The sequence below is a fragment of the Ramlibacter sp. Leaf400 genome (assembly GCF_001424545.1).
GTDB lineage: Bacteria > Pseudomonadota > Gammaproteobacteria > Burkholderiales > Burkholderiaceae_C > Ramlibacter.
In genome coordinates, this window is the sequence record NZ_LMQL01000015.1 from 47,238 (window position 1) to 60,517 (window position 13,280).

Consider the following 13,280-nt stretch of genomic DNA (forward strand, 5'->3'; position numbering starts at 1 on the left):
TCGGCCCGGCTTGTCTCCCTCCCTGGGAGCGCGACAGCGTTATTTCGACTCGATCACGGGGCCGTGACGGACCCGCTGGACGTGTAGAGCTGGCCCGTGGCGCCGAAGAAGGTGCCGGCAGCCAGCAGCAGTCGGGCTGCGTCGCCGCTGATGGACACGGCGCGCCAGTTGGTCTCGACCGGGGGCAGCGTGGCCAGCGGGGCGAAGCTGGTGCCACCGTTGGTGGACAGCAGCACGGTGCCGGCGCCGGACATCGTGGCGACCATGATGCCGCCGTCGGCGGTCATGTCGATGCTGGTGTAGGCGCCGCTCGTCGCGTTGCCCTGCACCCAGGTGGCGCCACGGTCGCGGGACGTGTACAGGCCGGTGCTGGTGCCTGCGAAGTCGGTGTTCCCGGCGACGGCGATGGTGTTGCCGTCCTCGGACACCGCCACGCGGTACCAGCCGTCGGCGATCGCGCCGGCGCCGATGTTGACGGGCAGGGCCGCGAAGGTCAGGCCGCCGTCGGTCGACAGGTGCACGTTGCCGTCCTGCGCGGCGGCGACCACGACCGAACCATCGGCCGAGCTGTCCACGGCGCGCCAGGGCGCGGGTGCGGCGGCGCTGCCACCGGCGACCGTGAAGGTCGCGCCACCGTCCTGCGAGACGTAGACGAGCCCGTTGGCCGGGTTCGCCCCGACGCCCGTGTCGACCATGGTGACCGCGACGATGCGCTGGCCGTTCTGGGACATGGTCACGGATTCGTAGGCCAGGTTGCCGCCGGCATCGCCGACCTGCGGCGGGTTCACCGCGCCGTCGATCTTGGTCCAGCTTGCGCCACTGTCAGTCGACCGGTACATCCCACCGCCGAAGCCCACCGCGACCATCGTCGTGCCGTCGAGGCTCATGTCCGCCGAAATCCAGTTGTCGACGGGCAGGGTGCTGTCCACGAAGGTCGCGCCGCTGTCGCGGGACACGAAGACGTTGCCCGGGATGGACGTGGCGAGCTGGACGGTGCCGCTCGGGTTCATGGTCACCCAGTGCCAGGTGTTGGCGGCCAGGGACGTCGCCGTCCAGGCCAGCGGTTGTGCCGGGGGCGCCGGCACCGGGGCCGGTGCGGGTGCGCCTACCGGTGCAGGTGCCGGGCTCGGTGCTGCCGCGACATCGTCGCCACCACCACCTCCTCCGCACGCCGTGAGCCAGAGTGCGGCCACGGTAGCCGTCACGCAGACCCTGCTCTTTGTCGTTGCTGCTTTGAACATTCGGTGCCTCCAAGTTGCGATTGATGACGCGGTCGATACACGTCGCAACGGATGGTCGGTTCTCCCATTGATCGGCGCTTTCCCATTTGGCGCGCCTGCTTGTAGGAGAACGCCGTTCGAGCAGCTCTACCGATTGCAAGTTGTGTTTTTGCATGGCCCGACTGAGCCATTGAACAACGACAAGCACTGCTGAGGCCGTTCGCGCGCAGTACCTCACGCGGGCGGCGGCGAAGTTGAAACAAGGTTCGAAAAGCCGTCCATGTCGCGTTGCGCTGATGATTTCATGTCGGCGGACCGATGAACCCATGAGGCACTCCTACTTACTTCTTTACGCCGCGGGCGCGCTGCTGGTGCTGGTGCTCGAAGCGCTGGCGCTGGCCGGCTGGCAGGGCTGGCTGCCGCGCCGGCCGGTCGAGCAGGTTTCGCAGGCTCATCCGATGCCGGCACCTCAACCGGCGACACAGCCGCAGACCCCGCCGGTCCAGGTGTCCGAGCGGCCCATCGAAGGCTACTTCCGCGAGCTGCGGGCCCAGCTGCGCTACGTGCCCGCGCGCCTGGGCAGCGAGCTGCTGACGCTCGACATCCCTTCGCGCATGCTGCTGGCCAAGTCGGCGGCGCGTCAGGCGAACCTCGACGAGGTGGGCCTCGGCTTCGCCGACGTCTACGGGATCATCAACGCCGAATCGTCCTGGCTGCCGCGCGACGGCAGCAGCCGCGACGGCACGCCCAACCTGGGCATCGCGCAGTTCGAGCCGGACACGGCCACCGCGCTGGGCGTGCGCGATCCGCACGACGTGGTGGAAGCGGTGCACGCGGCCGCCGAGCACATGCGCGAGGCCGCACTGTGGAGCGCTTCGCGCATCGCCGGGCTGAAGCTGAGCAAGCCGGAACGCGCCAGGCTGCTGCGCGAGGGCGTCTCGGTCTACTACAACCTCTCCAGCCGCGGCCGCGCGCTCTGGGATGGCCGCGACGCCTCGCGGCTTCCCGCGGCCACGCACGCACACATCCGCAATGCACAGCTGGGCGCGCAGGAGGCGGCCTGGCTCGAGATCCGCGGCGGTGCAGCGGAACTGGCGGACCGCGCGCGTGCGGGCTCGGTGCTCACCGCCGCGGCCGGGGGTGCGCCCTAGCGGGTCGAACGGCTCGGCTTGCGATCCGGCGGCGAACCTCCATCCTTCATGCACAGCACCATGAGCGAACCCCTGCACGTCGTCTGTCCGGCCTGCCGCACCACCAACCGGCTGCAGAGCACGCAGCTGGGGAGCGATCCCCACTGCGGCCAGTGCAGGCAGCCGCTGTTCCAGGGCCGGCCGGCCGAGCTGGACGAGGCCGGCTTCGACAAGCAGGTGGCCCGCAGCGCGCTGCCGGTGCTGGTCGATTTCTGGGCGCCGTGGTGCGGGCCCTGCCGCGCGATGGCGCCGGCCTACGAGCAGGCCGCCCACACGCTGGAGCCCCACGTGCGCGTCGCCAAGGTCAACACCGAGGAGGCGCAGGCGCTGGCGGCCCGCCTGAACATCCGCAGCATCCCCACGCTGGCGCTGTTCATGGACGGGGCCGAAGTCGCCCGGCAACCCGGTGCGCTGACGCGGCCGGAGGACATCGTCCGCTGGGCGCGAGCGCAGCTGGCCGCCCACGCCACCTGAAGCCTGCCGCGTTAAGCTCCACGAATGCTCTATCGCAACCTCGGCCGCAGCCAGCTGCGGGTCTCTGCCCTGTGCCTCGGCACGATGATGTTCGGCGACCAGACCGATGCGCGCGAGGCCGGCGCCATCCTCGCCGACGCCCGCGAACGCGGCATCAACTTCCTGGACACCGCCGACGTCTACAGCAAGGGCGGCTCGGAAACCCTGCTGGGCAGCCTGCTTGGCGAGGGCCGCGACGACTGGGTCATCGCCAGCAAGCTGGGCAACCCGATGGGCGACGGCCAGAACCAGTCGCGCTATTCGCGCACCTGGATGCTGCGCGAGGTGGAGGCGAGCCTGCGGCGCCTGCGCACCGACCGCCTGGACATCCTCTACCTGCACCGCGATTACGAAGGCATGGACCTGGAGGAGCCGCTGCGCGCGCTGGACACGCTCATCCGGGACGGCAAGGTGCGCTACTGGGGCCTGTCCAACTTCCGGGGCTGGCGCATCGCCGAGGCGGTTCGCATCGCGCGCGAGCTGGGCATGCCGGGCCCGTCCGCCTGCCAGCCCTACTACAACCTGCTCAACCGCATGCCCGAGGTCGAGGTGCTGCCGGCCTGCCGGCACCACGGCATCGGTGTCGTGCCCTACAGCCCGATCGCCCGGGGCGTCCTGTCCGGCAAGTACGCGCCCGGGCAGGCGCCGGCCGCGGACAGCCGGGCGGGGCGGGGCGACAAGCGCATCCACCAGACCGAGTTCCGCGAGGAGTCGCTGCGCATCGCCCAGCAGCTGCAGGCGCACGTGGCGGGGCGCGGCGTGACGCTGGCGCAATTCGCCACGGCGTGGGTGCTGGCGCACCGGGCCGTGTCGTCGGTGATCGCGGGGCCGCGCACGCTGGAGCAGTGGCAGGCCTACGCGCCTGCGGTCGAGTTCAAGGTGACGCCGCAGGACGAGGCGCTGGTCGACTCCCTGGTGGCGCCGGGCCACCCGTCGACCCCCGGCTACTCCGACCCGCAGTACCCGATCCCCGGACGCACCCTGTAGCGCAACCGGGCGGGGCGTTGCGATTCCCGACAGCCTGTTACGCCCGCCTCCTACACGCCCGATGGGCGGCCGCCGCCTACTCTCGCGCTACGAAAGCGCCGGATGGCGCGTGGGAGACGAGGAATGCAGGACGCTCAGCTCAGGCCGCGATCAGCCGAACGCTTCGGGCTGGCGCTGCCCATCACGATGGAGGGCGAGGAGTGCTCCACGCACGACATCAGCGCCACCGGCGTGCTGCTGGAGTCGCCGGCGGCGCCGCCGCTGGGCGCCCAGGTCTCCCTGATGCTGCAGTACCGCGCAGGCGGCCGTGATTTCAGCCTCGGCTGCACCGGCGAGGTGGTGCGGGTGGAACGCCACGGCGAGAACTTCAACATCGCGGTGCGGCTGGCCGAACCCCTGTTCCAGGACGCGGTGCCGCAGGAAGGCGGCACCGGCTGACGCCGGCGCCGCGGGAAAAGGGCAGGAACGCGCCGCGCGCGCGAGGAGAACGAGGATGGCGATGGTGGAACCCAGGGTGGTGGTGCCGCTGCGGCGGCGCCAGGAAAAACGCGGCGCGGAGCGCTTCGAGATGGAGATGCCGCTGTCGGTGGGCAACGGCGAGGGCGGCGTCACCCGCGACCTGAGCGTCAGCGGCCTGTCATTCACCTCCCGCCAGCCCTACGTGGTGGGCGAGGCGATCGACGTCACCGTGGAATACCTGTTGGATGGCCACAACTTCCCGTTGCGCTGCCGCGCCACGGTGGTGCGCTGCGACCCCTGCGCGGGCGGTTTCACCATCGGCGCCCGCCTGAACACCGCCTTCGTCGAGTAGCTCGGCTTCCCTCCGGGCCCGGGCGCGGGAATAATGCGTCCATGGGCCTGCTCAACAAGATCTTCCGGCCGGAACCCAAGGGTGGCGACACCGCTTCGGTTCCGCCGTCGGCCACGCGCTTCCAGGTCACCGACAGTGGCACCGAGGACGAGAAGGCCGAGGCGCGCCAGGCCGTGCGCCGCGAGCTGGTCCAGGTCACGCTGCGCGAAACCATGCGGCGCCACGCCGTACCGTCCGACTGGATGGAAGTGCGCATGCTCCCGGTCGTCACCAGCAAGGGCAAGAGCGGCATGCACGTGCAGCTGGTGGTCAAGCAGGGGCAGGGCAGCCTGCTGGGCTACATCCCGGCCTTCCAGAGCGGCTTCATGGCCGAGATCGAGAAGTTCGAGCCGCGCGCCTGGGATTGGCTGTTCAGCATCTCCTGGCAGTTCGCCGCCATCACCGCCAGCAACGGCGGCGAAGAGGCGGCGGGGTCCTGGCAGGCCGCCAGCCCCGTCACGGCGCCGGCGCCCGCCAGGCCGGAGCGGCAGGTCGAGGACGACGATGTCGCGCAGGACCTCAAGGCCCTGTTCGCCATCCGCGACGCCGCGATGAAGCCGCGAGCGGACGACACGCCGCCGGACTTCGAGCCGACCCGGCCGTTCAACAACTCCCAGGGCGGCGCGGGGCGCTAGACGCGCCGGCCGCTCACAGGAACTCCACCCGCTCGGCGATCAGCACGTCGTTCGCGACGCGCGAACCGGTCACCCGCACCCGCCGCCCGTTGCGCAGGTCGGCCGCCGTGCCGTCCTCGAACACCACGCCCGTGCCGCCGGCATCGATGTCCTGGCCCTGGATCCTGAACTCCGACGCCGAGCGGAACGAGCTGATGTTGCCGCGGGCGCTGTAGTCGTTGTCGCCGGAGCCGCTGCCGGAATTGCTGCCCGAGCCGCCGCCGTTTCCGTTGCCGTTCCCATTGCTGTTCCCGTTGCCGTTCCCCGGTTGGGGCTCGGGCGCGACGGGTTCGGGTTCGGGCGCATCGCGCAGCTTCAGCCGGGTGGCGGCCAGCACGCCGCCGGCCCAGGCGCCGGCCACTTCGACCCGCGCGCCGACGCCCAGGGTCGACAGGCGACCGGTCACCCGCGCCTTCGACGCATCGACCGCCACGCCGTCGACCTGCATGGCCGCCAGGCTGGTGTAGCGCGTGACCAGGCCTTCCACCGAGATCCGTTCGCCATCGGTCGGCCGCAGCGGGTACCAGGGCTCCACCTCGGCGCGCGACAGCGGGTCGGCGATCGCGTTGCCGCGGATGCGCACCAGCTGGCCTTCGAGCTGGTCCAGCCGCAGGCCTGCGGCCTCCAGCAGCGCCGCGATGATGCCGATGCGGCGTCCGCCGATCTGCAGGATCGCCTCGCCGATGTCCACGAATTGCACCGAGCCTGAGAGCACCGGCGTTCCCTCCGCCGCGAGCCGTTCGATGCGGGAGGCGCGCAGGCCGGGTCCGGATTCCGGCAGGCCGTAGACCTGCACCGGATCGCCCGGCTGCAGATCGTGCAGGGCCATCAGCCCGCCGGCGAAGACCGTGGTCGCGTCGATGTAGATCGGTGTGTTCCACACCTTCATGATGCCCAGGCCCGCGTCCACCCATTCGACCGTTCCGCGCACGTCGGCGGACGAGAAGACGGTGTTGGCCACGCCCGTCAGCAGGTCGTCGCTGACCAGGCCGCGCACCTGCACGGTCATGCCCAGCTTGAGGGTGTCCGCATCGACCAGCGTGAGCGCGGCGCGGTCGGTGTCGAAGTGCACGCCGTTGACCAGGATGCTGCCGAAGCCGGTGATCGATCCCACGGCCGCCGACGTGATGCCGGTGCCGCCCGATCCCACGCCCTCGCCCGAGATCCCGGTGCCGCCCGAGCCGATGCTGGCGACGTCGCCGAAATCGCCGCCGCCGCCACCGCCCCCGCCGCAACCGGCAACGACGACAGCCGCCGGCACGGCGGCGATGAGGGTGCGGCGCTTCATTGCTGCGCCTCCCTCTCCTCGTGGAAGAGATAGACACCCACGCGCAACCTGCGCGCGCCCTGGGCTCCGCTGCGCGTGATGGCCTCGCTCAGCTGGCTCACCAGCTCGCGGTGCAGCGTCGACCAGCGCTGGCGCATCAGCTGGTGCACCGCCTCGCAGTCGGCCTCGCTCAGGCCTTCGGCGAAGACCGCGCGCTCCAGCAGCAGCGGCGCTTCGCCCAGGGCGTTGGAGACTGCCGCCGCCGCGTGGTCACGCAGGTTGTCGCCGAGGAAGGCGAGGGTGCTCTGGAGGTCCGCCGTGGGCACGAAGCCTTCGGCCGTGAGTTCCACGTGCGTGGGGTCGACCTTGGAGCACATGCCCAGGCGCGTCAGCTCGTCGAGCACCGCGCGATGGTGCACGTCGCCGCGGCTGGCCTCGCGCGCCACGTCCTCGAACGAAGTGCCTTCGGCGCCGGCGGCGATCGGCAACCGCAGGAGTGCCGGGTCCTGGCTGGCCAGCTGCAGCCAGCGCGTGAACGTCTTGGCCGCCGCGGACAACTCGGTGTGCGGCAGCGGATCGGCGGGCCGGCGCACGCGTGCGGTCACGTCCTTGCGATTGAGGCCGGTCGTCACCGCCAGCTGGCTGATGTTCGGTGCCGCGACGCCCTGGCGTTGCCACAGGCGAGTCGCTTCCTCCAGCAGGAGGTCCCGCAGCATGCTTTCCAGGTGCGGGTGTTTCAGGCCCATCCCGAGGGCGAGCCGCACCAGCGGGCGCATGACGCGCGCGCAGGCGGCTTGGGCCCAGGTCAATCGGTCCTGCATCGTGTTCCGTTTCGCGTTTGCACCATTGTTCCGGGATGCGCAGGCGCCGTGAGCGTTTTTCCCATGCCGGTGACCCCGACGGGCCATCGAATAGTCCGAATGGGCCACGTGCCGCCGGGAACAGCCGAGCCAGGATTCAGGCGGATGGGTAGTCATGCAGTACCTCGTAGCCGCGCGCAGGCACGCTGCGCACGAGCACATAGCCCCGGTCCACCGGCCAGAGCGGCGACGGCGAGGGCGGATCGGCAGGGGGCTTCGCACCGGACGCGCGGCGAGCCAGCGTGATGTGCGGCCGGAACGGACGCGATTCCACCGGCCACTCCAGTGCGCGCAGCGCCTGCGCCAGCGCGGCATGCAGGCGTTGCAGCGGTGGCGGCGCCTGGAGCTCCAGCACCGCGAGGCCGCCGTGCCAGCAGGTGGCGCGGGCCGTCTCCAGTTCGAGGAAGTGAGGCTCGCAGGGGACGGTGAGCGCGGCGCGCAACTGCTCCACGCGGGCCTGCGGCACCTGGCCGAGGAAGTGCAGCGTGACATGGAGGCGCTCCGCGGCGACGAGGGCCGCGTGCTGTGGCCACAGCACGCGCGCCTGGATCGCCTGCAGGGCTTGCCGCACGCGCTCGGGCGGCCAGAGCGCCAGGAACAGGCGGACGCTGGGCGGCTTGCGGCTTTTCGCCGAAGTAAAGGCCGCCACGGATGAGTCCACAAGCTGAGCTCCCATTGGTAGAGTTCGCTCCTTCATGCCAGCCGAGCACGTTCCGAACCCCGATGCGGCCTGACCTGCCCCAGGACCTGCGGCGGTTCATCCTCACCAGCATCCCGTCGGTGCCTTACCTCGAGGCGGTTCTGCTGCTGCGCGCCGAACCGCAGCGCAGGTGGGGTCCGGCCGACGCGGCCCGGCGCCTGTACCTGCCCGAGCAGCGCACCGCCGAGCTGCTGGCCGAGCTGGTCAGCGCCGGGGTCGCCCGCACGGAGCCGGAGGGCGCCTGCTACGGTCCCACCGAAGAGCTGGCCGCGATCCTCGACCGCCTGGCCGCGCACTACGCCATCGACCTCGTGGGCGTCAGTGACCTCATCCATTCGCGCGTCGACAAGAAAGCGCAGCAGTTCGCGGACGCGTTCCGAATCCGAAAGGACACCTGAGATGGCCGCCGTCGTGTATTTCCTGTGCGCCCTCACCAGCCTCACCTGCTTCGTGCTGCTGTTCCGCGCCTGGCGCAGCAGCCGCGTGCGCCTGCTGTTCTGGAGCGCGCTGTGCTTTGCCGGCATGACGATCAACAACACGCTGCTGGTGCTGGACAAGGTGGTGTACCCGACCGAGGTCGACCTGAGCACCTGGCGCCTGGCGATGGCGTTGGTGGCGGTGGGGCTGCTCGTTTTCGGGCTGGTGTGGGAGGAGGAATAGCACATGAACCAGATGCTCATGGGAGGGATCGTCGTTGCATCCTTTGTCGCGGGGCTGTTCTTCTTCCGCTTCTGGCGCAGCACGCGGGACACGTTCTTCCTGTACTTCGCGCTGTCGTTCTGGATCGAGGCGGCCAACCGCATCGCGCTGGGCCTGACGGTGGCCAGCGAACTCGAGCCGGTCTTCTATCTCGTGCGCGTGATCGCCTATGGCTTGATCGTGGTGGCCATCCTCCAGAAGAACCGCAAGCGTTCCTGACGCTCAGAACTTGGGAATCCGCAGCGTCTTGCTGATCATCAGGCTGCCCGACAGCACGAACAGCAGTGCCATCGGGTGCAGCGTCCAGGGGCCCAGGGCCACCGCCCCGCCGTACAGCGCATCACCGATGCGGTCCTGCCAGGCGGCGAAGGCCAGCACGCCGGTGAGCAGCACGCTGGTCGGGATCGGCGTGCCCTCGAAATAGGCCACCTTGCCGGTGCCGGCCGCCAGGTTTTCGGCGGTGACGTTGAAGCGCGCCAGCCGGCTCACGCCGCAGCAGACGAAATAGATCAAGGCGGCGGCGTCCCAGCCGCCCTGCATCCCGGCGGCAAAGCCCAGCGCCGCCGGCGCCACGCCGAAGGAGATCACGTCGGAAAGCGAATCGAGCTCGCGGCCGAGGGCCGAATGCTGGTGCCGCGCGCGGGCGATGCGGCCATCCAGCACGTCGAAGGCGAAGGCCGCCGGGGCGAGGGCGGCGGAGTACATGAAATGCACCATGTCGCCGGAGGCCAGGTACAGCATCGCCAGGAACACGGCGCCCACGCCGCAGGCCGCGTTGCCCAGGGTGAAGAAGTCCGCGAGATGGAACTCTCGCAGCATCGAGAAATGGCGGGGGGCGGTCTGTTGCATGGCGGGGGCCCGGAGGATGTGCTGCATCTTGGGCCCGGCCATGGGAAAGCCCGGTCGTCCCCGGGCCCCGCGCGCTGTCGGCTGTGTCCGACGAGCCGCGGCTCTTCGGTTTACTGGCGGATCTTGCCGGCGCCGCTGATGATGGACAGCTCGACGAAGCGCGAACCGGTGCGCACGCCCGGCTTGAAGCCGACCATGTAGCCGCCCAGGTCGAAGCGCTCCATGCCTTCCAGCGCGGTGACGATGCCTTCGCGCGTGGGCCGCGCGCCCTGGCGGCGCACCGCCTCCACGATCACCTTGCCGGTGATGAAGCCTTCCATCATCGCGTAGCTGACCGGCACCTCCAGGTTGGCCGTCTTGGCCGTCGTCAGGTCGACGAACTCCTTGGCGATGCGGCTGGAGATCTTGTACGGGCTGGGCGTCACCTGCGCGATGGCCACGCCCTGCATCTGCTCCTCCGACAGGCGCTTGGACAGCTGCTCGATGTCGGCGCCGGAGTGCGCGAAGAGCTGGGCGCCGCCGCCGGAGCCGCGGTACTGCTCGATGAAGCCGGCCGCCGCCGCGCCGGTGGCCACCAGCAGGATGGCCTGGGGCTTGCTCTTCAGGAACGCGTCGACCGCCGGCGTGACGGACGCGGTGCCGGCCGCGTACGAGGCCTTGGATGCGATCCTGGCCTTGGCCTTGGTGGCGGCTTCCTCGGCGGCCGCGATCAGCGCCGGCGCGCCGGGGCCGTCTTCGTACAGCAGGCCCAGCTGGGTGATGCCGATGGTGGCCAGGTGTTCGGTGAGCTTGTTCAGCTCGTCGCGCAAACCAGCGCGCACGTTGTACATCCAGGGCGAGTCCGGCCGGATCTCCGCGGTGCGGTAGCCCACCAGCGGGATGCGGTCCTTCTCCAGCAGGCCCGACTGCACCAGGTCGCCGACGTTGCGGCTGCCGAAGTAGCCGGCCAGCACCATGGGCTTGTTCTCCGCCAGCAGCTGGCGGGTGGCCGCGAGCGTGTCCTCGGGCCGGCCGCCGTCGTCCTTGCGCACCAGGCTGAATGTGTGGCCGTTGACGCCGCCGGCCTTGTTGACGCTGTCGAAGACCAGCTGCATGCCGGTGGCGTAGGCGCGGCCCTGGCTGGCCTCCATGCCCGACATCGGTCCGACCTGGCCGACGACGACCTGGGCGGCGTGGGCGAGGGGGGTGGCCAGGGCAAGGGCCGTGGCGAGGGCGGGCAGGGTTCTCATCGTTCTCTCCATCGGTGACAGCGGACGCCACCATACCAAAGCTCAACAATTGAACATCGTGGAAAGTTCGTGGGTCACCAAGTTGGTGCGGATTTTGTCGCAACGGTGTCCAATCAGGCCCCATGACGCGCACCGCCATCCTGTCGGCACCCCGATCCCCCGCGCACGCCGTCGAATCGCCCTATGCCTGGATGCGCCTGGCGCTGTCGCTGCTGCTGATGACGATCGGCGGCTCCGGCATGTACGCGGTGGCCGTCGTGCTGCCGGCGATCCAGTCGGAGTTCGCCGTCGACCGCGGCGCGGCCTCGCTGCCCTACACGGCCACCATGATCGGCTTCGGTCTGGGTGGCGTGCTGATGGGGCGGCTGGCCGACCGCTTCGGCGTGATGGTGCCGGTGGCCCTGGGCGGCGCGGCGCTGGGCGCGGGTTTCATCGGCGCGGGGATGGCGCCGGACCTCTGGTCGTTCGGCCTGGTGCAGGGCCTGCTGATCGGCCTGCTGGGCACTTCGGCCACCTTCGCGCCGCTGGTGTCGGACACCTCGCAGTGGTTCGACCGTCGGCGCGGAACGGCGCTGGCCATCTGCATGAGCGGCAACTACGTGGCCGGCGCGCTGTGGCCGCCGGTGATGCAGCACTTCATCGACGCGGTGGGCTGGCGCCAGACCTACGTGGGCATCGGCGTGTTCTGCCTGGCCACCATCCTGCCGCTCGCCTGGTTCCTGCGGCCCCGGCCCCCCGTGCTCGCCGCGACGCCCGGGGCAGGCGCGGCAACGGGCATCACGCGCGACACCAGCCGGCCGATGGGCCTGAGCCCCGCGGCCGCCCAGGCCCTGCTGTGCGTGGCCGGCGTGGCCTGCTGCGTGGCCATGTCGATGCCGCAGGTGCACATCGTGGCGTACTGCTCGGACCTGGGCTTCGGCGCGGCGCGCGGCGCCGAGATGCTGGCGCTGATGCTGGGGCTGGGCATCGTGAGCCGGCTGGTCTCGGGCTGGATCTCCGACCGCATCGGCGGGCTGCGCACGCTGCTGCTCGGGTCCATCCTGCAGGGCGTGGCGCTGCTGATGTTCCTGCCCTCCGAGGGGCTGGTGTCGCTGTACCTGGTGTCGGCCATGTTCGGCCTGTTCCAGGGCGGCATCGTCCCGGCCTACGCGCTCATCGTGCGCGAGCACTTCTCGCCGGCCGAGGCCGGTGCGCGCGTGGGCACCGTGCTGATGGCCACGCTGTTCGGCATGGCGCTGGGCGGCTGGATGTCGGGCGCGGTGTTCGACCTCACGGGGTCCTACCGCGCGGCCTTCCTCAACGGCATCGCCTGGAACGCGCTCAACCTGGCGATCGTGCTGTACCTGCTCTACCGGGTGAGGTCCAGCTCCAGCAGCACGGGCTGATGGTCCGAGGCCTGCACCTGCAGGTCGACCTCCAGCCGGCGCACGCGGGGCGCGAGGTCCTCCGACACGAAGCAGAAATCGAAGGCGGACGACCGGTGGTGCCACTGCGCATGGTCGTACAGGCCGACGGTCTTGGCGTGCGGCTGGTTGGGGTGGGCGCAGGTCCACGCGTCCACCCAGCGCGGCGCGCCGCCCAGCGGCGCCTGCAGCCTGGCGATCTGCGGGTCCGAAGCATCGCAGTTGAAGTCCCCCGTGAGCACCGCCCGCGGGCCGCGCGGTCGCGGCTCGAAGGGACCGTCTTGCTTGCCCGGCCGCCCGGGGTGGGGATGCGCCGCCGCCTCCTCCTGCAGGTGGCGCAAGGCGTCCACCTGCGCCGCGCGCTGCAGGGCGGAGTAGTACTCCAGGTGGGTCGTCATGAGGCGCAGCGGGCCGCCGGGCGCGTCGACCACGACCTCCAGCGCCATCCTCGGCATGCTGTGGTGCTGCGGGTCGGGCGGGCCGGGCAGGCGGTGCCGCAGCACCTGCAGCGGCGGCTGCCGGCAAAGGACCATGTTGCCGAAGCGCTGGCGACCCAGCCCCGGCGTCCAGCGCTCCACGGCCACGCCGTCGACCGCATGGAAGTCCGGCAGCAGCCGGGCCAGCTCGGCGAACTGGTCGACGCCCGCGGGCAGGCCTTGCAGGCCGGGATAGTTGTCCGCGATCTCCTGCAGGCACAGGACGTCAAAAGGCGCCCAGCGCCTGGCAACGTCGACGATGCGGGCCAGGTCCACTCGGCCGTCGACGCCGCGGCCCCACTGGACGTTCCAGGTGATCACGATCATGGGCAGTTCCCCCGTGCGGCCAGTGTAGGCAGGCGC

17 protein-coding genes are annotated in these 13,280 nt (G+C 70.7%); 10 read left to right on the forward strand and 7 right to left on the reverse strand.

From position 1 onward, the window contains the following. Positions 1–53: 53 nt before the first annotated feature. Entirely contained in the window at positions 54–1,193 is a 1,140-nt protein-coding gene (locus ASG30_RS21335) for a WD40/YVTN/BNR-like repeat-containing protein (RefSeq protein ID WP_235579866.1), read from the reverse strand. 353 nt (positions 1,194–1,546) lie between these two features. On the opposite strand from ASG30_RS21335, the gene ASG30_RS21340 reads away from it, so the two are divergent. From ASG30_RS21340 to ASG30_RS21365, 6 genes are all read left to right on the forward strand, one after another. Then, positions 1,547–2,371 (forward strand): hypothetical protein, encoded by an 825-nt coding sequence (locus ASG30_RS21340; protein ID WP_055901950.1) that lies wholly within the window; start codon positions 1,547–1,549, stop codon positions 2,369–2,371. 60 nt (positions 2,372–2,431) lie between these two features. Beyond that, the gene (gene trxC, locus ASG30_RS21345; protein ID WP_055901952.1) at positions 2,432–2,884 is read left to right on the forward strand and encodes a thioredoxin TrxC; all 453 of its coding nucleotides are present in this window, start codon (positions 2,432–2,434) and stop codon (positions 2,882–2,884) included. A gap of 24 nt (positions 2,885–2,908) precedes the next feature. Beyond that, positions 2,909–3,910: an aldo/keto reductase gene (locus ASG30_RS21350; RefSeq protein ID WP_055901955.1), complete on the forward strand. Its 1,002-nt coding sequence runs from the start codon at positions 2,909–2,911 to the stop codon at positions 3,908–3,910. A gap of 123 nt (positions 3,911–4,033) precedes the next feature. After that, entirely contained in the window at positions 4,034–4,348 is a 315-nt protein-coding gene (locus ASG30_RS21355; protein ID WP_055901958.1) for a PilZ domain-containing protein, read from the forward strand. Between the two features lie 55 nt (positions 4,349–4,403). Continuing rightward, complete coding sequence (locus ASG30_RS21360) at positions 4,404–4,721, forward strand: PilZ domain-containing protein (RefSeq protein WP_055901961.1); 318 nt, start codon at positions 4,404–4,406, stop codon at positions 4,719–4,721. 41 nt (positions 4,722–4,762) lie between these two features. Then, on the forward strand, positions 4,763–5,395 hold the full coding sequence (locus ASG30_RS21365) for a hypothetical protein (RefSeq protein ID WP_055901963.1): 633 nt from the start codon (positions 4,763–4,765) through the stop codon (positions 5,393–5,395). A 13-nt stretch (positions 5,396–5,408) separates the two neighbouring features. Here the strand turns inward: ASG30_RS21365 and ASG30_RS21370 are convergent, their stop codons facing one another. The 3 genes from ASG30_RS21370 to thpR all read right to left on the reverse strand — a co-directional run bounded on the left by ASG30_RS21370 (position 5,409) and on the right by thpR (position 8,237). Further along, a complete protein-coding gene (locus tag ASG30_RS21370; RefSeq protein ID WP_055901966.1) occupies positions 5,409–6,722 on the reverse strand; it encodes a DUF5666 domain-containing protein in 1,314 nt (437 codons plus the stop codon). Further along, positions 6,719–7,522, reverse strand: coding sequence for a DUF6502 family protein (locus ASG30_RS21375; protein WP_055901969.1), 804 nt, complete (start codon positions 7,520–7,522; stop codon positions 6,719–6,721). The genes ASG30_RS21370 and ASG30_RS21375 overlap by 4 nt, the downstream gene beginning before the upstream one ends. Before the next feature lie 136 nt (positions 7,523–7,658). After that, positions 7,659–8,237, reverse strand: a complete 579-nt coding sequence (gene thpR / locus ASG30_RS21380; RefSeq protein WP_162243759.1) for an RNA 2',3'-cyclic phosphodiesterase — start codon at positions 8,235–8,237, stop codon at positions 7,659–7,661. A 47-nt stretch (positions 8,238–8,284) separates the two neighbouring features. On the opposite strand from thpR, the gene ASG30_RS21385 reads away from it, so the two are divergent. The 3 genes from ASG30_RS21385 to ASG30_RS21395 are packed head-to-tail and all read left to right on the forward strand — an operon-like array spanning position 8,285 to position 9,179. Continuing rightward, a complete protein-coding gene (locus tag ASG30_RS21385) occupies positions 8,285–8,659 on the forward strand; it encodes a hypothetical protein (RefSeq protein ID WP_055901973.1) in 375 nt (124 codons plus the stop codon). 1 nt (position 8,660) lies between these two features. Continuing rightward, positions 8,661–8,921, forward strand: a complete 261-nt coding sequence (locus ASG30_RS21390) for a DUF5985 family protein (RefSeq protein ID WP_055901976.1) — start codon at positions 8,661–8,663, stop codon at positions 8,919–8,921. A 3-nt stretch (positions 8,922–8,924) separates the two neighbouring features. Continuing rightward, a complete protein-coding gene (locus ASG30_RS21395; RefSeq protein WP_055901980.1) occupies positions 8,925–9,179 on the forward strand; it encodes a DUF5985 family protein in 255 nt (84 codons plus the stop codon). A gap of 3 nt (positions 9,180–9,182) precedes the next feature. Here ASG30_RS21395 and ASG30_RS21400 read toward each other — a convergent pair whose 3' ends face one another. Further along, positions 9,183–9,809 carry a CDP-alcohol phosphatidyltransferase family protein gene (locus ASG30_RS21400; protein WP_055902333.1) on the reverse strand — a complete coding sequence of 209 codons (627 nt, stop codon included), beginning with the start codon at positions 9,807–9,809 and terminating at the stop codon, positions 9,183–9,185. Positions 9,810–9,919: 110 nt separating this feature from the next. After that, positions 9,920–11,038, reverse strand: a complete 1,119-nt coding sequence (locus ASG30_RS21405) for an ABC transporter substrate-binding protein (RefSeq protein ID WP_055901983.1) — start codon at positions 11,036–11,038, stop codon at positions 9,920–9,922. 122 nt (positions 11,039–11,160) lie between these two features. Between ASG30_RS21405 and ASG30_RS21410 the strand changes: the two genes are divergently transcribed. After that, positions 11,161–12,423, forward strand: a complete 1,263-nt coding sequence (locus tag ASG30_RS21410) for an MFS transporter (RefSeq protein WP_055901989.1) — start codon at positions 11,161–11,163, stop codon at positions 12,421–12,423. Here the strand turns inward: ASG30_RS21410 and ASG30_RS21415 are convergent. Beyond that, positions 12,387–13,244 (reverse strand): endonuclease/exonuclease/phosphatase family protein, encoded by an 858-nt coding sequence (locus ASG30_RS21415; protein WP_055901992.1) that lies wholly within the window; start codon positions 13,242–13,244, stop codon positions 12,387–12,389. The genes ASG30_RS21410 and ASG30_RS21415 overlap by 37 nt on opposite strands. Between the last annotated feature and the right edge of the window lie 36 nt (positions 13,245–13,280).